We start from the raw sequence: 23625 nt of genomic DNA, 5'->3' as shown, positions 1-23625 counted from the left end.
CGTATCAGTGTGATTTTTTCAGCCCGGCAGATGCGCGAACCTGTTCAAGAATGGCTGTCCAGTCTTCGCGCCCGCGCCCGGCGGCGCGTGCCTGGTTGTAAACTTCGCGGGAAGCCGCGCCCAGCGGCATCGGAACGTGGAGCTGGTTGGCCACGTCCAGGGCGATCCCCAGATCTTTATGTGCAAGGTCGATCATGAAGGCGGGTGAAAGATCCCCTTTCAGCACCTTGTTCGGCCAGGAGGTGGTGAAATGGCCTTTACCTGCAGGCGTGCCGCTCATGACCTTGAGCGCCACCTCAAAGGAGAGACCGAGCGCTTCACACAGCACGGCCGCCTCGGCGGACAAGGCGTTTAGCGCAATGCTCATGTAGTTATTGATAAGCTTCACGCGGATGCCCATGCCCGGCCCGCCGGCGTTAATCAGTTCATTGCCCATCGCCATTAAGACGGGGGTGGCGCGCTCAACCTGCTCCGCCGTGCCGCCTGCCAGCAGGAGCAGCGTGCCGGCGATGGCATGGTCTGAGGTGCGCCCGACAGGTACGTCCATCAGGCTGAAGCCACGCCCGGCCATGTCGCGGATCAACGCGTCGGTTTGCAGGGGATGAATGGTCGACATATCGATCACCAGCGCGTTGCGAGATAAGCCTTCGCAAACGCCGTGTTCGCCAAACAACACGCTGCGCACCAGGTCGCCGTTGGGCAGCATGGTAATGACGAACTCGGCATCCGTTGCGGCCTGCGCGGGCGTTGCCGCCGCCTTCGCGCCGCTCTCCACCAGGATCTGAACCGCCTGCGGGTTCACATCAAAGACCTGAAGCTGGTGACCTTGCTTCAACAGATTCTTCGCCATTGGCGCGCCCATCTGCCCTAAACCGATAAATGCGATTGCTGACATGCCTCTCTCCTGTCATATCGTGTCAATTTTTGCGCGTTTATATTGTCTGTTTTTGATCGTATTTGTAATTTATAGTCAAAAAATTGACAGGGGTCACTTTTTAAACATTTGATGAAATTAAAATGAAGGCATCAGAAATTGCAGAAGGAAGCACCATGACTCGCATCGTTTGTGTCGGCATAACCGTGCTGGATCGCATCTGGTATCTCGATGATTTACCAAAAGAAGGTGGGAAATATGTCGCAAAAGACTATACGGAAGTGGGCGGCGGCCCGGCGGCAACTGCGGCGGTGGCGGCGGCAAAACTGGGGGCATCCGTGGATTTTATTGGCCGGGTGGGTGACGACGATACCGGCAGAAGGCTGCTTGCGGAGCTGGAATCCCTGGGGGTGAACACCCGCTACACGCGCATAGTGAAAGATGCCCGCTCGTCACAATCGGCGGTGCTGGTGGACGGCAGCGGGGAACGCATCATCGCGAACTATCCTAGCCCCGATCTTCCCGCTGCGGCAGACTGGCTGCAGGGCATCGACTTCTCGCAATGGGACATTGTTTTAGCCGATGTGCGCTGGCATGAAGGGGCGAAGCAGGCGTTTACCCTTGCCCGCCAGCAAGGCGTCCCCACGTTGCTCGATGCGGACACAACCCCTCAGGACATCGCGGAACTTATCGCCCTCAGCGATCATGCTGCCTTTTCCGCGCCGGGGCTGCGTCGGGTAAGCCATCTTGAGGAAACGGAAGGTGCGCTTAAAAAAGCACAAACGCTCACAAATGGACATGTCTATGTCACGCAGGGCCGGGACGGCTGCTTTTGGCTGGAGAACGATGCCCTGTGCCATCAGCCGGGTTTTGAGGTCGAGGTGGTTGATACCACCGGGGCGGGGGATGTTTTCCACGGTGCCCTGGCGGTCAGCCTGGCGCAACGGTTATCTCCAGCGCAAGCCGTGCGTTTCGCCAGCGCCGTCGCCGCGCTGAAATGTACTCAGCCCGGCGGTCGCGCAGGTATACCCGACTGTGATCAAACCCGCTCTTTTTTGTCACTTTTTGTATAAAATGCGGGGCGTGATGGTTTTCAGAGGACAGCCCATGAGCCTTACCGAACTGACCGGCAACCCGCGTCACGATCAGCTGCTGACGCTGATAGCCGATCGCGGATATATGAACATTGATGAACTGGCGCAGCTGCTGGACGTCTCGACGCAAACCGTGCGCCGGGATATCCGCAAGCTGAGCGAACAGGGACTGATTACGCGACATCATGGCGGTGCGGGCAGGGCATCCAGCGTGGTGAACACGGCCTTTGAGCAGCGCGAAGTGTCGCTGACTGAAGAGAAGCGGGCGATTGCCGAAGCGATTGCAGACTATATTCCTGATGGTTCCACTATTTTCATCACCATTGGCACGACCGTGGAGCACGTGGCCCGTGCACTGCTCAACCATAACCATCTGCGTATCATCACTAACAGTCTGCGGGTGGCACACATCCTCTATAAAAATCCGCGTTTTGAGGTGATGGTGCCCGGCGGTACGCTGCGTCCACATAACGGCGGCATTATCGGTCCGGCGGCGACGGCGTTCGTGTCTGGCTTTCGGGCGGATTATCTGGTGACCAGCGTGGGGGCGATTGAACACGACGGCGCGATGATGGAGTTTGACGTCAATGAAGCCAGCGTGGTGAAAACGATGATGGCTCATGCCAGACATATTTTACTGGCGGCCGATCATACGAAATACACCGCCTCTGCCGCCGTGGAAATTGGCAACGTGGCGCAGGCAACGGCGCTCTTTACCGATGAACTGCCCGGCTCTGCGCTACATAATCATCTCAAATTCAGCAAGGTAGAAGTTGTCGAAGTCAGCACAGGCGACGAGCAGCAGGCTGGATAACCTCTCTGACGGCCCGAAAATCCCTTCGGGCCGTTCCTTTCTTTAAGCTGAATCTGGCGCATAGCCAAACCTTATCTTTCCCGCTACAGTTACTTTTCCACGGCGAGCAGGAGATAAACATGCTTTATATCTTTGACTTAGGAAATGTAATCGTCGATATCGATTTCAATCGGGTGCTGGGCGCATGGAGCGATTTTAGCCGTGTCCCGCTGGCGACGTTAAAACAGAGTTTCGCCATGGGCGAGACATTCCATCAGCATGAACGGGGTGAGATCAGCGACGAAGTGTTTGCTGAACGCCTGTGCCATGAAATGGATCTGCCGTTAAGCTACGAACAGTTCTCCCACGGCTGGCAAGCTGTATTTGTCGCTATCCGCCCTGAGGTTATCGACATCATGCATAAACTTCGCGAGCAGGGTCACCGGGTCGTCGTGCTGTCGAACACCAACCGCCTGCACACCACGTTCTGGCCTGAGGAATACCCAGAAGTTAAGGCCGCAGCAGATAAAATCTACCTCTCGCAAGAGATGGGGATGCGTAAACCCGAAGCGCGGATTTATCAGGCGGTACTGCAAGCGGAAGGATTCTCCGCGTCCGATGCGGTCTTTTTCGATGACAATGCCGATAATATAGAGGGAGCTAACCAGTTGGGTATTACGTCAATTCTGGTGACCGGAAAAGAGACGATACCGAACTACTTTGCGAAGCAGTTATGCTAAAAACCGTTCATCAAAAAGCCACGCACCATACTCGCCCGCTCAGGGCCTGGCTAAAACTCCTCTGGCACCGTATTGATGAGGACAACATGACCACGCTGGCGGGTAATCTCGCCTACGTGTCGTTGCTCTCCCTGGTACCGCTGGTGGCGGTTATTTTTGCCCTTTTTTCCGCTTTTCCCATGTTTGCAGAGGTCAGCCTGCAGCTGCGTCACTTCGTCTTTGCGAATTTTATTCCTGCCACTGGCGATGTGATCCAGAACTACATTGAACAGTTTGTCGCAAACTCCAGCAAGATGACGGCAGTGGGGGCGTGCGGGCTTATCGTCACCGCGCTGCTGCTGATGTACTCCATCGACAGTGCGCTTAATACAATCTGGCGGAGTAAAAAAGTCCGCCCGAAGGTCTATTCCTTTGCTGTTTACTGGATGATTTTAACTCTCGGCCCGCTGCTGGCGGGGGCGAGCCTGGCGATTAGCTCCTATCTGCTCTCCCTGCGCTGGGCCAGCGATCTCAACGGTGCCATTGATAACGTGTTGCGTATCTTCCCGCTGATTTTATCGTGGCTCTCTTTCTGGCTGCTCTACAGTGTGGTGCCGACCACGCGCGTGCCGAACCGTGATGCGGTTGTTGGCGCACTGGTGGCAGCGGTACTCTTCGAACTGGGCAAAAAGGGGTTTGCCCTTTACATCACCATGTTCCCCTCCTATCAGCTCATTTACGGCGTACTGGCGGTGATCCCCATTTTGTTTGTCTGGGTTTACTGGACCTGGTGTATCGTCTTGCTTGGTGCGGAAATAACTGTCACTCTCGGCGTATACCGCGAACTTAAAAAAGCAGCAGAAGCTGAAAAACAACAAGAAGCAGACCAACCATGATTGCATTGATACAGCGCGTAACCCGTGCCAGCGTCACCGTGGAGGGAGAGGTGACGGGTGAAATTGGCCCAGGACTTTTAGTGTTGTTAGGTGTCGAAAAGGATGACGACGAACAAAAAGCCAACCGCTTATGTGAACGCGTGCTGGGCTACCGTATCTTCAGTGATGCGGAAGGCAAGATGAACCTTAACGTCCAGCAATCGGGCGGAAGCGTGCTGGTGGTTTCCCAGTTTACGCTGGCCGCCGATACCGAACGCGGCATGCGCCCGAGTTTCTCAAAAGGTGCGGCCCCGGATCGGGCAGAAGCGCTTTACGAGTACTTTGTTGAGCGTTGTCGCCAACAGGAAATGAATACGCAAACCGGACGATTTGCTGCAGATATGCAGGTATCGCTGGTGAACGATGGCCCCGTCACATTCTGGCTCCAGGTATGAGCCAACTGGCGGCGTGGCCGCGGGTAACAAGAGAGAGTACAGCTATGTATCACCTTCGAGTACCGCAAACGGAAGAAGAGTTAGAAGCCTATTACCAGTTCCGCTGGGAAATGCTGCGCAAGCCATTACATCAGCCTAAAGGGTCTGAACGCGACGCCTGGGACGCCATGGCACATCATCAGATGGTGATGGACGAAGAGGGTAACCTCGTTGCCGTCGGACGTCTGTATATTAATGCCGATAACGAAGCCTCTATTCGTTTTATGGCGGTCCATCCCTCCGTGCAGGACAAAGGGTTAGGTACGTTGATGGCCATGACCCTGGAGTCAGTGGCCCGTCAGGAAGGCGTTAAGCGCGTGACCTGTAGCGCCCGCGAAGATGCCGTTGAGTTCTTCGCCAAACTCGGTTTTGTTAATCAGGGGGAAATTACGACCCCGCAAACCACGCCGATTCGCCACTTTTTGATGATTAAACCCATCGCCACGCTGGATGATATTCTCCACCGCGCGGACTGGTGCGGACAGCTTCAGCAGGCCTGGTATCAGCACATCCCTCTGAGTGAAAAGATGGGGGTGCGTATTCAGCAGTACACCGGGCAAAAATTCATTACCACCATGCCGGAAACCGGCAACCAGAACCCACACCACACGCTATTTGCCGGCAGCCTGTTTTCGCTCGCCACGCTCACCGGCTGGGGGCTTATCTGGCTGATGCTGCGTGAACGCCACCTTGGCGGCACGATCATTCTGGCTGATGCCCATATTCGCTACAGCGCCCCCATAAGCGGCAAACCGAGCGCCGTGGCCGATCTCGGCTCTTTGGGGGGCGATCTCGACCGCCTGGCGCGCGGCCGCAAAGCCCGTGTACAGATGCAGGTTGAACTCTTTGGCGATGAAACCCCAGGCGCGGTGTTTGAAGGCACCTATATCGTTCTGCCTGCGAAGCCGTTTGGCGCGTATGAAGAGGGCGGGAACGAGGAGGAGTAAGGTTCCCCGATGTTATCGCCGGGCGGAGTTGATCCGCCAGGCGATGTCCCGAAGAACATCTCGCGCTGATGGACTGACGCCGGCAAGTACAGTACTGGCTACATATCCGGCTCTCCGGTCATCAATACTCTGCTTACGCGCGCCAGGTCGGCCTGCAGCGATAAAATCCTGCACAAGCCTATCAATACCCTTTTCCAGTGCCATGGTGATGTCCTTTTGCTGTATGTATATACAGGTTTATAGCCTGATTTAGTGCAGATGAAAACAGCGAAATCTGAGGATGCGAACGATATGGAAAGCGGCTCGCAAAATTGATTACTCTCGAAAAAATGCCCTTTAACCCTAAATTGATAAGGTGTATTTTGCCTGAAAATTAACCGCAGATGATATACTAAGGTGATATATGAGTGTTTTGGCGGAACTGGATATGGGCAGAATACTGATCGATTTATCTGATGACGTGATTCAACGGCTGGATAACCTCAAGCAACTGCGAAATCAGCCGCGCGCTGAGCTGCTACGGGAGGCGATAGAGCTGTATCTCGACCAGCAGAGTTCGTCTGTTATCCGCGCTGCGCTTGGCTTGTGGGGAGACAAGAAAGAAGACGGGCTGGAGTATGAACGTAAGCTGCGTGAGGAATGGTGATCATGAATAATATGGCCGTGTTTGATACCAATATTCTCATTGATCTCTTCAACAACCGTGTCGAAGCTGCGGATGCGATTGATCATGCCGCGTCACATCGAGCCATTAGCTTAATTACCTGGATGGAGGTGATGGTGGGCGCACGCAGGCATGGTCATGAAGCGAAAACGGCAGCCGTGATGGGCGCTTTCGAAGTTATTGATGTGTCTCGGGATATCGCGGAAAGAAGCGTTTTACTGCGTGAAAAACATGGAATGAAACTGCCTGATGCCATCATTCTGGCCACAGCCCAGAGCAGAAAATGTCCGTTGATTTCTCGAAATACGAAAGATTTTTCGGGTATTGATGAGGTCGTTACGCCTTATCAACTGTAGGCCGGGCAAGCTTGCGCCGCCCGGCACTATTACAGGAGATTACTCCCCTTCACCCGGGAACAGGAACGGGTTGATAGAGCTACGGGCAAAGCCCTCTTGCTCCATTTTGGCGTCCAGAATCAGCGAGGCGAGATCGTCGGCCACCGCTTCAACTTTCGGGTCTTTTTCCTGATACAGAATCTTCAGATACGTACCGCAATCGCCGCAACTTTCGGCTTTTACCGCCGCGTCTTCATTTTCCAGTGACCAGTAGTTCAGATCGCGGGTCTGCTCGCAGTTGCTGCACTTCACGCGCACCACATGCCACTCGGTTTCACACAGGTTGCAATGCAGGTAGCGCAGCCCCTGGGTGGTGCCGATCTGTACCATGCTGGAGACTGGCATTGAGCCACACACCGGACAGAACTGGCGCGCTTCGCCGTATTCGGCGCGCGCTTTACCGGGGATCAGACTGGCCATTTGGGCCCAGTAGAGCGACAGCGCAGCCCAGATAAACGGCGCTTTATCGCTGCTGACCAGCGAGAAGTCAGAGGCAAACAGCGCGCTCGCCATCTCTTCCAGCTCCTGATCGGAGGCTTTTTCCAGGTTCTCAATGACCGCCAGCGCGGTGCCGCTCATCTCGGGCTTCAGCTCGGCAATCAGAGAGTGCAGCAGCTTATGCCAGTGCTTGTCACGCGGCAGGACGTGAATATCCAGCGGCGGCTTGCCCTGCTCACTGGCTTCTTTGATGCGCGCAGTCAGATCCATTTGCAGAGGGTGGTCGTACAGCACCACTTCCTGCGCATGGGCAACCAGCGCGGCAAAACGCAGAAAATCGCCCAGCGGGTTGTTCTCTGCCAGCTCGCGCAGGCGCTCTGCACGGCGGTTGTAGAGGTTCTTGAGTCTGGGGAATAACAACGGCGGAATATATTCCGCCGTGCGTTTCTCGCTCGACCCCAGCTCATCTTGCGGGATTATGCGAATACTCATTCAGATGACTTTTCCTGTTTCTGGCGGACTTCACGGTACCAGCGCGGGTGATGTTTCTTCGCCCACGTTTTGGTTACCCATCCTTCCACCATCGCGGTAATGGTGCCTTTCACCCAGAGGGCGGCGTAAATATGCACCATGATAACCACAATTAACGCCACTGCGGCAAATGAATGCAGCATCAGCGCGAATCGGATCACCGGGATTGAGAAAGCAGGCGCAAAGTACGGACGCCAGATGATCACGCCGCTCACCAGCAACAGGACCAGGAAGATAATCGCCGCCCAGAATACGCACTTCTGGCCGAAGTTATAACGCCCGGTGTCACCCACTTCCTCGTTGACGACGATCTTACGAATATTCTTCGCCCAAAAGATATCATCCCGATTGATTAGGTTATGGTGCCAGTAACGGAAAAACATGATGATAAACGAGGCAAACATCACCACACCCACGAACGGGTGAAGGATGCGCGCCAGCTGTGGCGTACCCAGTATCTGCATCAGCCAGTTGAAGGACGGGAAGAAGAACCCCAGCCCGCTTATCGCCGCCAGCATGAAGCAGAAGGCGGTGACCCAGTGGTTGATGCGTTCCGGCGCGGTGTAGCGCACGATGGTGTCACGTTTTTTCATTTGCGCACCTCGTCTTTCTCTTCATGCAGGTTATCGTTTTCCTCTTCCGCGCGGTTCGGACCAACGCCGACGTAGTGGAAGATGCTCGCTGCGAAGGTGGCAGCAAAGCCTACCGCTGCCAGCGGTTTCCAGATGCCTTTCCAGAACTTCACGGTGGCGCTGATTTCCGGGTTCTCCGGCAGGCCGTGATACAGATTCGGCTTGTCGGCATGGTGCAACACGTACATCACGTGCGTACCGCCCACACCGGCCGGATCGTACAGGCCAGCGTTATCGTAACCACGGGTTTTCAGTTCACCCACGCGTTCGGCCGCCAGCGTTTTCATATCCTCTTTGGAGCCAAAGTGGATGGCGCCGGTTGGACAGGTTTTCACGCAGGCTGGCTCCTGGCCAACGTTCACGCGGTCAACGCACAGCGTACATTTGTAGACGCGGTTGTCTTCCGGGTTCAGTCGCGGCACGTCAAACGGGCAGCCCGCGATGCAGTAGCCGCAGCCGATGCACTGCTCGGACTGGAAGTCGACAATGCCGTTGGCATACTGAATGATAGCCCCTTCTGACGGACACGCCTTCAGGCAGCCCGGATCCGCACAGTGCATACAGCCGTCTTTGCGGATAAGCCATTCCAGTTTGTCGTTCTGCTCCACTTCAGAGAAACGCATTACCGTCCAGGATTTGGCGGTCAGGTCGGCCGGGTTGTCGTACACCCCGACGTTGTGACCCACTTCGTCACGGAGGTCGTTCCACTCTGAACAGGCCACCTGACAGGCTTTACAGCCGATACAGGTGGTAACGTCGATAAGCTTCGCCACTTCCTGCTGGTGGTCCCGCGCCTGAGGCGCGGGCGTGAAACCGTTAGTCGCGGAACGACGAATAATGTCCTGAGATTGATAAGCCATAAGTCGTCTCCGTTACACCTTTTCCACGTTCACGAGGAAGGCCTTAAACTCCGGCGTCTGCGTGTTCGCATCCCCGACGAATGGCGTCAGGGTGTTCGCAATGAACCCTTTCTTCGCCACGCCCTCATAACCCCAGTGAATCGGAATACCGATGGTATCCACCTGCTGACCGTGTACGTTCAGCGTGCGAATACGCTTGGTCACTACCGCCTTGGCCTTGATATAGCCACGGTTGGAGGAGACCTTCACGGTATCGCCATGGGCAATGCCGAGCTTGTTCGCCAGCTTCTCGCCGATCTCCACAAACTGTTCAGGCTGCGCGATGGCGTTAAGCAGCGCGTGCTTGGTCCAGTAGTGGAAGTGCTCGGTCAGACGGTAAGTGGTGCCCACATACGGGAACTTGTCTTTTTTACCCAGCGCTTCAAAGTCGCCCTTAAAGATACGGGCAGCCGGGTTAGAGACCACGTTCGGGTGCAGCGGGTTAGTACCCAGCGGCGTTTCAAACGGCTCGTAGTGTTCCGGGAACGGCCCTTCCGCCATTTTATCGATGGCAAACAGGCGTCCCATCCCTTCAGGCTGCATGATAAACGGCCCGACATCGCTGCCTGGTGCGGCAGTGCTGTAGTCCGGAATATCCACGCCGCCCCATTTCGCGCCGTCCCATTTCAGAAGCTGACGCTTCGGATCCCACGGGTTGCCCTGCGGGTCAGCGGAGGCACGGTTATAGAGAATGCGGCGGTTAAGCGGCCATGCCCATGCCCAGCCCAGCGTATTGCCAAGGCCCGATGGGTCAGCGTTATCGCGGTTGGCCATCTGGTTGCCTTTCGGCGTCCAGCTACCGGTAAAGATCCAGCAACCGCTTGAGGTGGTGCCGTCATCACGCAGGTGCGCGAAGGTGCTGAGCTGATCGCCTTTTTTCGCCAGCACGGTACCGGTGGCCGGGTCGATAACGTCCGCCAGCGCCTTACCGTTGCTCTCCATCGCCACTTCTTCCGGGGATGGATTCTCCGGCGTCGAGTAGTTCCAGGTCATGTTCAGAACCGGTTCCGGGTTCGCGCCGCCTTCTGCCGCGTACATCTTACGCAGGCGTAAGAAGATACCGGCCAGGATCTCGCCGTCGTTCATGGCGATGCCCGGGGCGTCCGCACCTTTCCAGTGCCACTGCAACCAGCGGCCAGAGTTGACGATAGAACCGTTCTCTTCCGCGAAGCAGGTTGATGGCAGACGGAATACTTCGGTCTGAATTTTTGACGGATCGACGTCGTTCGATTCACCGTGGTTCTGCCAGAAGGTCGAGGTCTCGGTGTTGAGCGGGTCGATGGTAATCAGGAACTTCAGTTTCGACAGCGACTCGACAACCTTGTTCTTGTTCGGGAACGAGGCGACCGGGTTAAAGCCCTGGCAAATGTAGCCGTTGACCTGACCCTGGTGCATCATCTCGAAGTACTGCAGCACGTCGTAACCTTTGTCCCACTTCGGCAGCCAGTCAAAGCCCCAGCTATTTTCCGCCGTCGCTTTGTCGCCGTAGAAGGCTTTCATCAGCGAGACGAAGAACTTCGGATAGTTGCCCCAGTAGTTCACCTGGCCTTCAAGCAGCGGTTTTGGCGTGCTGGCTGTAAGGTAGGTTTGCAGGTCCGGTTGTTTCTCGCTTGGCAGGTTCATATAACCCGTCAGGCTTTGTGACAGCAGGCCGAGGTCGGTCAGACCCTGAATGTTGGAGTGACCGCGCAGGGCGTTCACGCCACCGCCTGCCATCCCCATGTTGCCGAGCAGCAGCTGAACCATCGCCATGGTACGGATGTTCTGCGCACCAATGGAGTGTTGCGTCCAGCCGAGGGCATACAGGAACGACGCGGTTTTGTCTTTCGCGCTGGTTTCGGCGATAAGCTCGCAGACCTTCAGGAAGTCAGCCTTTGGCGTACCACAGATGTTCTCAACAATGTCCGGCGTATAGCGAGAAACGTGCTCTTTCAGCAGGTTCCACACGCAGCGCGGGTGTTGCAGGGTGGTGTCGCGCTTCGCAAAGCCGTTCTCGTCCAGCTCGTAGTTCCAACTGGTTTTGTCGTACTTGCGTTTTTCGGCGTCGTAACCGCTGAACAGGCCATCTTCGAAGTGGTAATCCTCACGCACGATCAGGCTGGCGTTGGTATAGGCTTCGGTGTATTCGCGGTTGTATTTTTCGTTAGTCATCAGGTACAGCAATACGCCTGACAGGAAAGTGATGTCAGTACCTGAACGAATAGGGGTGTAGAAATCCGCCACTGACGCTGTACGCGTAAAGCGGGGATCGATCACAATCAGTTTCGCACCGTTGTGGATTTTGGCTTCCATCGCCCAGCGGAACCCGACAGGGTGCGCTTCAGCGGCGTTACCGCCCATCACCACAATGAGGTTGGCGTTCTTGATGTCGACCCAGTGGTTGGTCATCGCACCGCGACCAAATGTTGGAGCAAGACTTGCTACCGTTGGTCCGTGTCAGACACGCGCCTGGTTGTCGACCGCGAGCATACCGAGTGCGCGCGTGAATTTCTGAGTTAAATAGCCGGTTTCGTTACTGGAAGCCGATGCACACAGCATCCCGGTGGAGAGCCAGCGGTTGACCGTCACGCCGTCGGCGTTCTTCGCAATAAAGTTGGCATCGCGGTCTTCTTTAATCAGTTTAGCGATGCGGTCAAATGCTTCTTCCCAGCTGATTTGCTGCCATTTATCAGAGCCAGGCGCGCGATATTCCGGGAATTTCAGACGGCTTTCGGAGTGGATAAAGTCCACCAGACCGGCCCCTTTCGGGCACAGCGCGCCGCGGTTGACCGGGTGGTCCGGGTCGCCTTCGATGTGGAAGATAGACGCTTTGGCGTTTTTAGCACCGTCGCCGAGGCTATACATTAACAGCCCGCAACCGACAGAGCAGTACGTACAGGTATTACGGGTTTCACGGGTGCGCAGCAGTTTATACTGCCGCGTTTCCGCCAGCGCTACGCCAGGCGCAAAGCCCAGTGCCGCTGCCGTGGTGCCTGCCATACCGCCAGCGCAGATCTTAAAGAACTGCCTTCTGCTGACCTGCATGGGTCACTCCTTGTTTCGACATTGCTTACATATGTAGTTTTGACTTCGCGGTTGAATAATGACCGCAAAGGAGAAAAATTTGCGTTAATCCCTCATTTCTCCGGGGGATATCACCAGAATACCACAATGTCGGTACGCCTGTTCCAATGGCGTTAATACAAAGTGAACGTATTATCACCGTGTTGATTATAAAGTGTGATATCAATCACATTATTAACCCCGCATGTTACAGGGGTGTAGCATGGCGCCGGTTGCACCTCTCCAGAATGAGTAGGTAAACTTGAGGCGGTTGGGTGCTGAAAAGTTGATCCATACTATGCGTAAGGCCTGCGGTTTATGCTGCAATAGCAGGCTCACCTCCGTGGTTGTTCAGGAAAACCGTTGTGTCTAAACAAAACCGTGCTACCCACTCGTCACCGCTGCCAGCAGGCATTGTGGCGCTGTCGGTACATCGACCCCCTCACATTACCCACGCCACGCCCGATTTTCTGGCGGAAGAAGTCCCCGTCGCCCTGGTGTACAACGGCATCTCGCACGTTGTGATGATGGCGTCGCCAAAAGATCTTGAACTGTTCGCCATCGGGTTTTCGCTCTCGGAAGGCATCATTGCGCATCCGCAGGACATTTACGGCATGGATGTGGTTCAGGCCTGCAACGGTCTGGAAGTGCAGATCGAACTCTCCAGCCGTCGCTTTATGGGGCTGAAGGAGCGTCGTCGCGCGTTGGCCGGGCGAACAGGGTGCGGCGTCTGTGGCGTTGAGCAACTGAACGATATCGGCAAACCGGTCGCGCCGCTGCCCTTTACGCAGACCTTCAATCTGGCCAACCTCGACCACGCGCTTGCCCACCTCAACGACGTGCAGCCCATCGGTCAGTTGAGCGGCTGTACGCATGCGGCGGCATGGGTTCTGCCATCAGGCGACATCGCCGGGGGGCATGAAGACGTGGGACGTCATGTGGCACTGGATAAACTGATGGGGCGTCGGGCGCGGGAGAGCGATCTCTGGCAGCACGGCGCAGCGCTGGTTTCCAGCCGTGCCAGCTACGAGATGGTGCAAAAGTCTGCAATGTGCGGTGTCGAAATCCTGTTTGCGGTCTCGGCGGCGACGACGCTGGCGGTAGAGGTGGCAGAGCGTTGTAACCTGACGCTGGTCGGCTTCTGCAAACCGGGAAGGGCTACCGTTTACACGCATCCTCAGCGTTTAATTGTTGATCAGTAATTTTGAATGATAATAGCAAATCCTTCCGCTTTTAGTTGTCGGTTATGAGGTCTAGTATTTATCTCATCAAGGCACGGTGCCTTACCTGAACAACTTAACGAAAGGGTTTATATCATGAAAAGCATCAAAACTTTTGTCGCTGTAATCGCTCTGGCTGCTTCATTCGGTTCTTTCGCTGCACAGACTGTCACCGCTTCCGCCTCCACGCTGGATGGTGCAGAAGCGAAAATCGCCGCTCAGGCTCAGGAAGCGGGCGCGTCCTCTTACAAAATTACTCAGGCGTTCTCTGGTAACCGCGTACACATGACCGCGGAACTGAACAAATAAGTTGTGTTGCCACTGTCCCTTGCTCTTCGGAGCGGGGACAGGTGTAAAAAACTCATCCCGCTTCTCGCTTGCAAAGGCGATATTTCCTCTCCCTTCTCAATCGTTATTCCTGTTTAGCGCTTATCCTTAAATAACCCGCTTAAATAATTTGTCTGATAAGACTGTCGATAACATAATTCCCTTCAATGCTTTTAAGCCGCTGGCGCTATTTACATTCATATTCCAAATAATTGATCTTAATAGTTAAGGAATTCCTCGGGTCTAAATCCTAAAGATGGGTCAGACAATTGATAGCGGTTATTGATGCTGGTATTTTCCGGCAATTAATATTGCTTATCGATACCCTCGGCCAAATGTCGGCATTTGGCTTTCTTTTGTATTTCACCTTAATAAGGAAATTGAATGAACGCACTGATCAAAAAAGGAATGCAGGTTACAGCGTTAGCCTTGTCGGTTAATACAGCTATGGCTGCACAAAGCATTGATATTAAAGTAACAGGTAAAATCCTTCCATCATCATGTACCCCAGCCTTCCCAAGCGGTGGCGGTGTGGCTGACTTCGGTACCATGAAAGTTTCTTCTCTCAATTCGACAAGTGTAACCCCGCTGGCGGATATGAAAGAAATTCCCGTTACCATTACCTGTGAAGAAGCCACGCGTGTTGCGGTGAAGTTTACCGATTCGCGTGACGACTCTTCCCCAACAGAAAGTATCAAAATGGGTAATGGTTTTAGCGGTTCGCCAAATTCTGTGTTTGGTCTGGGAATGTATAACGATAAAAAAATTGGTGCCTATGCATTAGCGTTATACCGCAATCAAGGCGAAAACACTAACGCGAGCGGAGACCCACTTTATCCATTGATAAGTATTGATGGTGGAAAAGGCTGGCTTGTTAGAGGTGCCGACTATATGCAAATTTACAGTGACAATTCTGAAATTTATGCCTTTACTTCAGATAAAGCGGGTAGTGCGCCTTCTCCAGAAAGCAAGATCAACTTCAAAGTTGCTGTAAGCGCCACAATTAACCCAACCAACGATTTAAACGTCACGGATGAAGTGACGCTGGACGGTTTAACCAACGTTGAGCTGGTTTACCTCTAATTATCACAGTGCTGATAATTCACTGCTCCTCTGATTAGGGGAGCAGTCTCCATCAATATTAACGGACTAATATTATGATTCTCTCTAAAAAAACGTTGTTCTGCGTTTGCCTGCTTTCGTCGTTGCAGACATTTGCCGCCGGTATGGTGCCAGATACTTCCCTGCTGTTGATTAACGAAGACGAGCGGGGAGCGAGCATGGATGTGAAAAATAGCGACGATACCGCCCAGCTTCTTTATACCCGTATTGTCGATTTACCGGATGATCCCACACCCGGTGTTATTGTCACTCAACCGGTGGTGCGTGTAAATGCCGGCAAAACGCAGCGTGTCCGCTTTGTCTTAAAAGACAGCGCGGAAAAATTAAAAACAGAACACTTAAAACGCGTCATTTTTTCCACTATTCCGCAACGAGAGCAGAATAAAGTGAAAATGGTGTTCAGCCAGAATCTCCCGGTCATTATTCACCCGGCGGGTCTCGACGTGAATATGGAGCCGTGGAAAGATCTGCGCTGGCAGATTAAAAATGGCAACCTGACGGTGGTAAACGATACGCCTTATGTGGTGCGTATGGAGCAAAACGCCACATTATTACCGTCACGAATTAAGGTCAAATTCGACAAAAGCTATATCCTTCCCGGCCAGACGATGATAGCGACGTCAGAAAACAAAATAACCGGGCAGAATAACAAGGTAGAAATGTACCCTGCTACCCGCTTTGGCTATAAAGCCAGTTCTTATGTTGCTGAATTAAAATAATAATACCCGACGGAGTGGCCATGAAAATTTCCCCCTGTAAAACAGGCGTGCTGGCATTTTGCCTGAGCGCGGTGGCATTCGGAATTCGTGCAGAGATTCTGCCAACGGCAGCGCCCACTATGGAGCTGGCAAGAGCATTTTTCGATACCCAGGCGTTAAAAGAGAATGGCCTCGATCCGGCTATTGCTGACTATTATGCCGTCGCCCCGCGATTTATGCCGGGTTACCATAATGTCACCGTGCTGATTAACGGCAAAAAGCGCGGCATTATGCCCGTAAAATTCAATGATGAAGGTCTTCCCTGTATTGATGGAGAATTTCTGGACGCCGCCGGGTTATATAAAAAACTCAAGCGTGAAACGTGCCCTTCAATTCACCAGTACTGGAAAAACGCAACGGTCGTCACTTCTCCAGACGTAGACGAAATTTCACTGGTTGTTCCGCCGGAGGCCATTAACCCGGAAAGTGGCCGCCAGGTGGCTGACGTGCGTGGCGGACGCGCGGCTATGCTGAACTACTCCATGTTTGGCACCCATTACGACTTTGATGATGATAAGTCCGATCGTTTTCAGTCTTCGTTTGAATTTGGCTTTAACGCAGGTGACTGGATTGTGCGCAGTTCGCAGTTTATCAGCGACGGCAGCGGCATGTCGTTCGAGAGCGACTCGCTCTACACCTATGCACAGCGCACCTTTACCGACTACGGCGTGATGGTGCAGGGGGGGCAAATTAACATCGCCAACAGCCGCTTCAGTATCCCCGGCATCTATGGCGTACAGATGATGCCGGATAACGCTCTCCTGCCGGGCTACAGCAGCGGTATTGAGGTAAGCGGTATTGCCCGCAACGCCCAGGCGCGCGTAGACATTCGCCAGGGCGGACAGTTGATCTTCTCCACGCTGGTGCCAGCCGGGCCGTTCACCTTAAGCGATGTGCCGGTTGCTAACCTGAACACGGATTTAAAGGTGACGGTGACAGAAACCGACGGCAGCGAAAGCCATTTTACGGTTTCCGCCAGCACCTTCCGTAGCAACCACGTGGGCCGCGCGCCGGGGTTTTCACTGGCCGTCGGGCGTGCAGAGGACATGGAGACAAACTTTACGCAGCCGTGGATTGTCGCCGCATCAAACGGCTGGTCCATTAACAACCGGATGAACTTTCTCGCCGGCATGGTGATGGCAGATAACCACTATTACGGTTTCTCCGCCAACATTGACACCGTGCCGATGCAGCATATGTATGCCTCGCTGGGTTTTCTCGGCTCCATTGATAACCTCTCGCAAACCGACGGTAATAAAACCACGCTGGATCTCGGCTACGCCTTACCGTGGGGGCTCGGCCTGTCCCTTGGCGGGAGCTACGGTACGCCGAAGTATCGTGAAATGCAGGAGTTATACAGCGATGACGATGACTACTCGACCACGAAATACGACACCAACGTTGGCGTGAGCTGGTCGAACCCGACGCTGGGCCGTTTCTCTCTGAGCTATTACAACAACCAGACCTGGAACAGCGAATACGACAGCCGCCGCATCATTTCGTCATGGTCGCGGTCGTTCCGCTATTTTAACGTCAGCGTAAACTGGGAATCAGACATCAGCCACGGTGATAAGTACACCAGCGACAGCGATATGTTTTATGTGAACGTATCTGTGCCGCTGGGCCGCACCGGCGTATCCACCAACAGCTGGTACCGTGAAAACGAGGGCAAAGCCTCTTACGGGACCCGCGCCATGGGGTCATTTAACGATGAAAACACCTACACGGTGGGCGTCTCTCAGGATCACGATGACAGCGTAACCAACTGGGATGGTTCGCTGAACAGTAACCTGCACTACACCACGCTCGCGTTGGGGATTGGCGGTGACAATGAAAGCAACCGTAACTCCTCGATCGCGCTGAGCGGCGGCATTGTCGCGCACGGTGATGGCGTCACCTTCTCACCTTATCCGGTAACAGATACCTATGCGGTAGTGGCGCTGGACAAGCCCGTTGCCGGGGTGGCGATAGGTACCCCGCGCGGTAACGTCTGGACGGACAAATGGGGCAGGGCGGTTGTTCCCGCCCTGACACCGTTCAGCGAAAGTACGGTTGAAATAGATACGCAAAGCCTGCCGGGCAATGTGGACGTCAGCAACGGTCATGCATCGCTGAAGGCCTCCCACGGAGCATTTGCTCACTGGAAGTTCACCACGCTGAGCCAGCGCCGCGTACTGCTGAATATTACGCGCGCGGACGGCACGCCGTTACCGAAAGGCGTCTCTGTCGTGAACGGGAAAGGGGAGTACATCACCTCTGCACCGGAAGACGGCATCATTTTCCTGAATGATATTTCCGCCAGCCAGACGCTGTATGCGAAGCAGGATACTGGCCGTTGCACGCTGAGTTTCACCTTGCCGGAAGCGGATCCCACTCAATTCTACGAGGAGATAAACGGAAAATGTCTCTGATTATTCATCGCACGTTTTTACTGCTGCTGGCCTGCGTCGCCCTCAGCCATGCTCCGTCCGTCCTGGCAGAAGAAGAGTGTCAGGTGGTTTCGTCAGTAAAGAGTATCAATAATGGTCTGCTACGTCGGGAGGCGATGCGCGAGGTCAGCACGGATATTGCCGGAAAAACGTACCGGGGGTACGCCTCGTCAGAGCGTGAGATCCAGGTGTCGGTGATCTGTCCGGACGCGCGCAAGATCCGTCTGCAGGTGGATGGTCCGGCCCGTGGAAACAAAGCGTATCGCTTTAGCGACAACGGTGTGCTGAAAATCACGGCGAAAGAGGCCCGCATGGATAATGGTGCCGTGCAGCTGGCGGCCGTGCCGCGCGGCGCGGCGCAGGTCACCGCGGGTGCAGCGGAGGTTACGCTACCACCGGATACGTCGCTTGTGGCGGTGAACGGCAGCGAGGTGGCGGGCAAACAGCTGGTCGTTACGCTCTCGGTGGTCACTTATCTCAACGATAACGCGTTCAGGATCGGCAACACGGCGGAGCTCGAAGAAATGCTGACGGTGAATTACGTTACCCTCGCGGCGCAGTAAACGCCGCCTTGCCCGACTGACGCGTGCTGTCGGGCTTTTTTATGCCATTCCCGCCAGACGCAGCAGCGCCGTAACGACCGCCGCCGCCACGATCACCACAATCAACGGCATTTTTCGCCAGGCCAGAAACACCGCAAACGCCACGCCCAGCACCCGCGCCATCCCGGCGAAGTGTTCCCCTTCATAGAAGGTGGTCGCCAGCGCCACGGAAAACAGCAACACTGTTGCCGCATCCGACAGCAGTGCCTGAGATCGCTCGGACAGCGCCAGTCGGCTACCCAGTTTCGCCCCGCCAAGACGCATCAGATAGGTCCCTGCTGACAGAATGGCGATACCGAGGATAAAGAGGGTCATGTTTTCCATTATTTTTTCCTCGCGGCGAGACCGAGTAAAGAGAGCAGTACCGGTAAGCCCACCGGAGCGAACGGTACGGCGGCCAGCGACAGGGCGGCGCCGCTGCAGGCGCGGATAAGCGTGGTGCGGTTTTTAAACGCCGGAACCACTAAGGCCAGCAATATGGCCGGAAATACCGCGTCCAGCCCGATGGTTTCCGGGGCCGGCAACAGTTTTCCGACCATGGCACCCAGCAGGGTACCCAGCGGCCAGAGGATGGCAACGCCCAGGCCGCACAGCCAGTAGGCCGTTTTGCGCTGCTCCGGGGTTTTTTGCGACAGCCCAAACACCACGCTTTCGTCGTTCATGATGTGGCAGCCCAAAAAGCTTAAACCGCGTTTACCCACCAGCTCGCGCACCGTAACGCCAAACGGCACATGGCGGGCGTTCACCAGCAGCCCGGCCGCGGCCGCCGCCAGTGGGTTACCCCCGCTCGCCACGATACCGATAAACATAAACTCCGAGGCCCCCGCCAGCACGGTAATAGACAGTACAAACGGTACCCATAGCGGGAAACCGTAGGCCATCGCCAGCGAGCCGTATGACATCCCCACCACGCCAACGGCGAGGCAAACGAGGATAATTGCTTTGATGGTGTCGCCTTTCAGGCAAGAGAGAGAACGTTTCATACAATTTTAGCCATATCGAACGTGTATCCATTATAATGAACGGATCAGATTCGGTTTACAAGATGAACGAATCGTTCGATTTATAGAACAAGAGGCCGTTTATGACGCAGCCAATCAGCGTGATCGCCAAAAGTCTGGTGCGAGAACGCCTGCGAACCGGACTTTCACTGGCGGAAATTGCCCGCCGTGCCGGTATCGCCAAATCCACACTTTCGCAGCTGGAGTCCGGCAATGGCAATCCCAGCCTTGAGACGCTGTGGTCGCTTTGTGTGGCGCTGGATATTCCCTTTGCACGGTTGCTGGAGCCGCAGCAGCCGACCACGCAGGTGATCCGCCGCGGTGAAGGCACAAAAGTGGTCGCCGGGCAGGCCAATTACGAAGCCATTCTGCTGGCGGCATGCCCCCCGGGCGCACGGCGCGATGTCTACCTGCTCATCACCCAGCCAGGTGCCGATCGTATTTCCCAGCCCCATTCACCGGGGTCAGTTGAACATATTATTGTGACCCAGGGCCGGGCGCTGGTCGGTCTGCTTGATGCCGCGGAGGTGCTGGAGGCAGGGGATTACATTTGCTATCCCGCCGACGAACCGCATATCTTCAAGGCCCTGGAGCCAGACACCTACGCGCTACTGGTGGCGGAACAAAATTAACCAGGAAACGGAAACGCATGTCGCTTAAAGCTATCGCCAAAGAACTGGGGCTTTCGGTTACCACCGTCAGTCGTGCCCTCAACGGATATGACGACGTCTCCAGCGAGACGCGCGCCCGCGTGGAAGCGGAAGCCCAGCGACGCGGCTATCGGCCCAATACCTTTGCCCGTCGTCTGAAGATGGGCAAGATCGACGCGGTGGGGCTGGTTTTTCCGGTACATCCTGTTCCGCTCAATAACAGCGTATTTATGGACATGGTCGGCGAAATTAGCCACGAACTTGCGCGACATGAAATCGATCTCCTGCTGATTGCCGATGACGATCTGGCCGATAAACACAGCTATATGCGCATGGTGCAAAGCCGTCGCGTGGATGCGCTGATTGTGGCGCACACGCTGGATCACGATCCGCGCCTGGAGCAGCTTCAGGCTGCCGGGTTCCCTTTTCTGGCTCTCGGACGCAGTCAGCTGCCGCAGCCCTATGCATGGTTTGATTTTGACAACTACGCCGGTACGTATCAGGCCACCCGCTGGCTGATCGAAAAAGGCCATCAGCGTATTGCTTTGCTTGGCGAAAGTAACAACCAGGCGTTCATCACCCAGCGTCGCCAGGGGTATCTGGATGCGCTGCGTGAAGCCGGGCTGTCCAGCAAGTGGCTGCGCGCCATGCCGCCTTCCCGCCGGGTCGGCTACGCCACAACAAAAGAGCTGCTCTCTCTGCCGCAACCCCCCACGGCCATCATCACCGACTGCAACACCCACGGCGACGGTGCGGCAATGGCGCTGGCACAGCTTGGCCGTCTAACCGGCGAGAATGCCGTATCGCTGGTGGTCTACGACGGTTTGCCCCAGGACAGCATCGTCGATATCGACGTGGCGGCGGTGATCCAGTCTACCCGTCAGGGCGTCGGGAAGCAGATTGCCGATATGGTGCGCCAGCTGATTAACGGCGACGACATCGACACTCTTCAGGTGCTCTGGCAGCCGGAATTCTCCCCAGGCCAGACGGCGTAAACCACGCAAAATTCCAAAGCCGATCACAGATCCGAAACGTTTTGGTTTGTATCCGAAACGTTTCGGATCAACACTCAGGACATCCCGATGACTGGAGATGTCTGATGCAAGATTACGTTTTTCGACTCGTAAGCAACACGGTGGACGTGGTGATAAAAACGCACCCGTTTTCCGAAATTCTCTACTGGGGGCCGCACCTTCAGCACTTTTCGCCGCAGGATGCCGCTACGCTCGAACGCCCGGTGGCTAACGGCAGGCTCGACGTGGATTCCCCGGTTACGCTGATGGCTGAACCTGGACACGGCCTGTTTGGTTCACCCGGCATTGAGGGGCACCGGCAGGGGCTGGATGGTTCCCCGGTTTTCAGCACCACCGACGTGCAGCAGCAGGGACAAACCCTGACGATAACGGCAGAAGATGAATACGCGGGCCTGCGCCTGACCAGCGAGCTGGCGCTGGACGCCAGCGGCGTGCTGGTCGTACGGCACGGCGTAACCAACCTGAAATCGCAGGCGTGGCAGGTGGACCGTTTTGCCGTTACGCTGCCCGTGGCGGAGCGCGCCCGGGAGGTGATGGCGTTTCATGGCCGCTGGATCCGTGAATTCCAGCCGCACCGCGTCATGCTGGAGCATGACAGCTTCGTGATTGAGAACCGCCGGGGTAGAACGTCTCACGAACACTTCCCGGCGCTCATTTCAGGCACGCCGTCGTTCAGCGAAATGCACGGCGATGTCTGGGGTGTGCATCTGGGCTGGAGCGGCAACCATCGCCTTCGCGCTGAAGCCAAAACCGATGGCCGTCGCTATCTGCAAGCGGAAGCGCTCTACCTGCCAGGAGAGATGGCGCTGGAAGAGGGACAAACGCTCTGGACGCCACGCCTTTATGCGAGCTACTCCGCGCACGGGCTGAACGGGATGAGCCAGCAGTTTCACCGCTACCTGCGCGACAACATCATCCGTTTCCCGGAAAACAAACCGCGTCCGGTCCATCTCAACACGTGGGAGGGGATCTACTTCAACCATGATCCGAACTACATCATGCGTATGGCTGACGAGGCGGCCGCGCTGGGTGTGGAACGCTTTATCATCGACGACGGCTGGTTTAAAGGGCGCAACGACGACCATGCTGCGCTGGGCGACTGGTATCTGGATGAGAAAAAATACCCGAACGGCCTGCGGCCAGTGATCGACCATGTCAAAAAACTCGGCATGGAGTTCGGCATCTGGATTGAACCGGAGATGATCAACCCGAACTCCGATCTCTACCGCGCGCATCCTGACTGGGTTCTGGCGCTGCCGGGATACGCGCAGGCGACCGGACGACACCAGCTGGTGCTCAATCTGAACATTCCGCAAGCGTTTGATTACCTGGTGGAGCGCATGAGCTGGCTGCTGGGTGAGCATGCGGTTGATTATGTGAAATGGGATATGAACCGCGAGCTGGTGCAGCCTGGCCATAACGGCAGAGCCGCCGCCGACGCGCAGACCCGCCAGTTTTATCGACTTTTGGATGTGCTGGGCGAGCGTTTCCCGCATATTGAATTTGAATCCTGCTCCTCAGGTGGCGGACGAATCGATTACGAGGTGCTGACCCGCTGCCATCGCTTCTGGGCGTCCGACAACAACGACGCGCTGGAGCGCAACGCTATTCAGCGCGGCATGAGCTACTTCTTCCCGCCGGAGGTGATGGGCGCGCATATCGGTCATCATAAATGCCACGCGACGTTTCGCCAGCACAGCATTGCCTTCCGCGGCCTGACGGCGCTGTTTGGCCATATGGGGCTGGAGCTGGATCCGCTCACTGTCGATGAGAAAGAGCGCGAAGGTTATCGCCATTACGCTGCGCTGCACAAGCAGTGGCGCGAGGTGATCCACCACGGCATCCAGTGGCGTGTGGATATGCCGGACGCCACCACGCTGGCGCAGGGGATCGTGAGCGAAGATAAGTCGCAGGGGCTGTTTATCATCAGCCAGCTCGCGATGCCGGATTATACCCTGATGATGCCGCTGCGCATGCCGGGGCTGGAGGCCAGCGCGCAGTACCGTATCTCGCTGCTCGATCACCCGAATATTAAGATTACGGGAGAGGGCGGGCACACCATGCGCAAGCTGCCGGCATGGATGG

Annotated in this window: 24 protein-coding genes and 1 pseudogene; 17 read left to right on the top strand and 8 right to left on the bottom strand. The window is 55.6% G+C overall.

Annotated features, from left to right (window positions below; translation table 11 throughout):
* Positions 1 to 4: 4 nt before the first annotated feature.
* On the bottom strand, positions 5 to 895 hold the full coding sequence (yihU, locus tag AX755_RS10120) for a sulfolactaldehyde 3-reductase (RefSeq protein WP_062856706.1): 891 nt from the start codon (positions 893 to 895) through the stop codon (positions 5 to 7).
* 155 nt (positions 896 to 1050) lie between these two features.
* On the opposite strand from yihU, the gene AX755_RS10115 reads away from it, so the two are divergent.
* From AX755_RS10115 to fabY, 6 genes are all read left to right on the top strand, one after another.
* On the top strand, positions 1051 to 1947 hold the full coding sequence (locus AX755_RS10115) for a sugar kinase (RefSeq protein WP_058651831.1): 897 nt from the start codon (positions 1051 to 1053) through the stop codon (positions 1945 to 1947).
* A gap of 34 nt (positions 1948 to 1981) precedes the next feature.
* Positions 1982 to 2782, top strand: a complete 801-nt coding sequence (locus AX755_RS10110) for a DeoR/GlpR family DNA-binding transcription regulator (RefSeq protein ID WP_020686879.1) — start codon at positions 1982 to 1984, stop codon at positions 2780 to 2782.
* 119 nt (positions 2783 to 2901) lie between these two features.
* Positions 2902 to 3501 (top strand): glucose-1-phosphatase, encoded by a 600-nt coding sequence (gene yihX, locus AX755_RS10105; RefSeq protein ID WP_013099365.1) that lies wholly within the window; start codon positions 2902 to 2904, stop codon positions 3499 to 3501.
* Positions 3495 to 4376 carry a virulence factor BrkB family protein gene (locus tag AX755_RS10100; RefSeq protein WP_013099364.1) on the top strand — a complete coding sequence of 294 codons (882 nt, stop codon included), beginning with the start codon at positions 3495 to 3497 and terminating at the stop codon, positions 4374 to 4376. The genes yihX and AX755_RS10100 overlap by 7 nt, the downstream gene beginning before the upstream one ends.
* Positions 4373 to 4810, top strand: a complete 438-nt coding sequence (gene dtd, locus AX755_RS10095) for a D-aminoacyl-tRNA deacylase (protein WP_013099363.1) — start codon at positions 4373 to 4375, stop codon at positions 4808 to 4810. The genes AX755_RS10100 and dtd overlap by 4 nt, the downstream gene beginning before the upstream one ends.
* A gap of 44 nt (positions 4811 to 4854) precedes the next feature.
* Entirely contained in the window at positions 4855 to 5796 is a 942-nt protein-coding gene (fabY, locus tag AX755_RS10090; RefSeq protein WP_013099362.1) for a fatty acid biosynthesis protein FabY, read from the top strand.
* A gap of 78 nt (positions 5797 to 5874) precedes the next feature.
* Here fabY and AX755_RS25765 read toward each other — a convergent pair.
* A pseudogene (locus tag AX755_RS25765) lies at positions 5875 to 6000 on the bottom strand (alpha/beta hydrolase); the annotation flags it as partial.
* 199 nt (positions 6001 to 6199) lie between these two features.
* Here AX755_RS25765 and AX755_RS10080 point away from each other — a divergent pair.
* Both AX755_RS10080 and AX755_RS10075 read left to right on the top strand, forming a co-directional pair.
* Positions 6200 to 6442, top strand: a complete 243-nt coding sequence (locus AX755_RS10080; RefSeq protein ID WP_020686881.1) for a ribbon-helix-helix domain-containing protein — start codon at positions 6200 to 6202, stop codon at positions 6440 to 6442.
* Between the two features lie 2 nt (positions 6443 to 6444).
* The gene (locus AX755_RS10075; RefSeq protein ID WP_080344325.1) at positions 6445 to 6816 is read left to right on the top strand and encodes a type II toxin-antitoxin system VapC family toxin; all 372 of its coding nucleotides are present in this window, start codon (positions 6445 to 6447) and stop codon (positions 6814 to 6816) included.
* Positions 6817 to 6855: 39 nt separating this feature from the next.
* Here AX755_RS10075 and fdhE read toward each other — a convergent pair whose 3' ends face one another.
* From fdhE to fdnG, 4 genes are read right to left on the bottom strand one after another with little or no spacing between them, the layout of a single operon-like run.
* Complete coding sequence (gene fdhE, locus AX755_RS10070) at positions 6856 to 7785, bottom strand: formate dehydrogenase accessory protein FdhE (protein WP_029882351.1); 930 nt, start codon at positions 7783 to 7785, stop codon at positions 6856 to 6858.
* Entirely contained in the window at positions 7782 to 8417 is a 636-nt protein-coding gene (gene fdoI / locus AX755_RS10065; RefSeq protein ID WP_013099357.1) for a formate dehydrogenase cytochrome b556 subunit, read from the bottom strand. The genes fdhE and fdoI overlap by 4 nt, the downstream gene beginning before the upstream one ends.
* Positions 8414 to 9316, bottom strand: coding sequence for a formate dehydrogenase subunit beta (gene fdxH / locus AX755_RS10060; RefSeq protein ID WP_062856704.1), 903 nt, complete (start codon positions 9314 to 9316; stop codon positions 8414 to 8416). The genes fdoI and fdxH overlap by 4 nt, the downstream gene beginning before the upstream one ends.
* A 12-nt stretch (positions 9317 to 9328) precedes the next feature.
* A complete protein-coding gene (gene fdnG, locus AX755_RS10055) occupies positions 9329 to 12379 on the bottom strand; it encodes a formate dehydrogenase-N subunit alpha (RefSeq protein ID WP_146095406.1) in 3051 nt (1016 codons plus the stop codon).
* Positions 12380 to 12762: 383 nt separating this feature from the next.
* Here fdnG and fdhD point away from each other — a divergent pair, with 383 nt between their 5' ends.
* The 6 genes from fdhD (at position 12763) to AX755_RS10020 (ending at position 18816) form a co-directional block, all read left to right on the top strand.
* Positions 12763 to 13599, top strand: coding sequence for a formate dehydrogenase accessory sulfurtransferase FdhD (gene fdhD, locus AX755_RS10045; RefSeq protein WP_062856702.1), 837 nt, complete (start codon positions 12763 to 12765; stop codon positions 13597 to 13599).
* 114 nt (positions 13600 to 13713) lie between these two features.
* Positions 13714 to 13926: a DUF1471 domain-containing protein gene (locus AX755_RS10040; RefSeq protein WP_013099352.1), complete on the top strand. Its 213-nt coding sequence runs from the start codon at positions 13714 to 13716 to the stop codon at positions 13924 to 13926.
* A 402-nt stretch (positions 13927 to 14328) separates the two neighbouring features.
* Positions 14329 to 15027 carry a DUF1120 domain-containing protein gene (locus AX755_RS10035; protein WP_062856701.1) on the top strand — a complete coding sequence of 233 codons (699 nt, stop codon included), beginning with the start codon at positions 14329 to 14331 and terminating at the stop codon, positions 15025 to 15027.
* Positions 15028 to 15101: 74 nt separating this feature from the next.
* Positions 15102 to 15785, top strand: coding sequence for a fimbria/pilus chaperone family protein (locus AX755_RS10030; protein ID WP_062856700.1), 684 nt, complete (start codon positions 15102 to 15104; stop codon positions 15783 to 15785).
* A 20-nt stretch (positions 15786 to 15805) separates the two neighbouring features.
* Positions 15806 to 18235: a fimbrial biogenesis outer membrane usher protein gene (locus AX755_RS10025; RefSeq protein ID WP_062856699.1), complete on the top strand. Its 2430-nt coding sequence runs from the start codon at positions 15806 to 15808 to the stop codon at positions 18233 to 18235.
* On the top strand, positions 18226 to 18816 hold the full coding sequence (locus AX755_RS10020) for a hypothetical protein (protein ID WP_062856698.1): 591 nt from the start codon (positions 18226 to 18228) through the stop codon (positions 18814 to 18816). Before AX755_RS10025 ends, AX755_RS10020 begins: the two co-directional genes overlap by 10 nt.
* A gap of 39 nt (positions 18817 to 18855) precedes the next feature.
* Here the strand turns inward: AX755_RS10020 and AX755_RS10015 are convergent, their stop codons facing one another.
* Together AX755_RS10015 and AX755_RS10010 are read right to left on the bottom strand one after the other, a co-directional pair.
* Positions 18856 to 19179: an AzlD domain-containing protein gene (locus tag AX755_RS10015; protein WP_020686891.1), complete on the bottom strand. Its 324-nt coding sequence runs from the start codon at positions 19177 to 19179 to the stop codon at positions 18856 to 18858.
* The gene (locus AX755_RS10010; protein WP_013099346.1) at positions 19179 to 19838 is read right to left on the bottom strand and encodes an AzlC family ABC transporter permease; all 660 of its coding nucleotides are present in this window, start codon (positions 19836 to 19838) and stop codon (positions 19179 to 19181) included. The genes AX755_RS10015 and AX755_RS10010 overlap by 1 nt, the downstream gene beginning before the upstream one ends.
* Positions 19839 to 19939: 101 nt before the next feature.
* On the opposite strand from AX755_RS10010, the gene AX755_RS10005 reads away from it, so the two are divergent.
* The 3 genes from AX755_RS10005 to AX755_RS09995 all read left to right on the top strand — a co-directional run.
* Positions 19940 to 20488, top strand: coding sequence for a helix-turn-helix domain-containing protein (locus tag AX755_RS10005; RefSeq protein ID WP_013099345.1), 549 nt, complete (start codon positions 19940 to 19942; stop codon positions 20486 to 20488).
* A complete protein-coding gene (locus tag AX755_RS10000; RefSeq protein ID WP_257286873.1) occupies positions 20407 to 21501 on the top strand; it encodes a LacI family DNA-binding transcriptional regulator in 1095 nt (364 codons plus the stop codon). The genes AX755_RS10005 and AX755_RS10000 overlap by 82 nt, the downstream gene beginning before the upstream one ends.
* A gap of 104 nt (positions 21502 to 21605) precedes the next feature.
* A partial coding sequence (locus AX755_RS09995) for an alpha-galactosidase (protein ID WP_062856696.1) occupies positions 21606 to 23625 on the top strand: 2020 nt, incomplete at its 3' end.

The sequence above is a fragment of the Enterobacter sp. SENG-6 genome (assembly GCF_001605945.1).
In the GTDB taxonomy this organism is placed as follows: Bacteria; Pseudomonadota; Gammaproteobacteria; order Enterobacterales; family Enterobacteriaceae; genus Enterobacter; species Enterobacter cloacae.
This window is presented reverse-complemented; position numbering and strand designations above follow the sequence as displayed.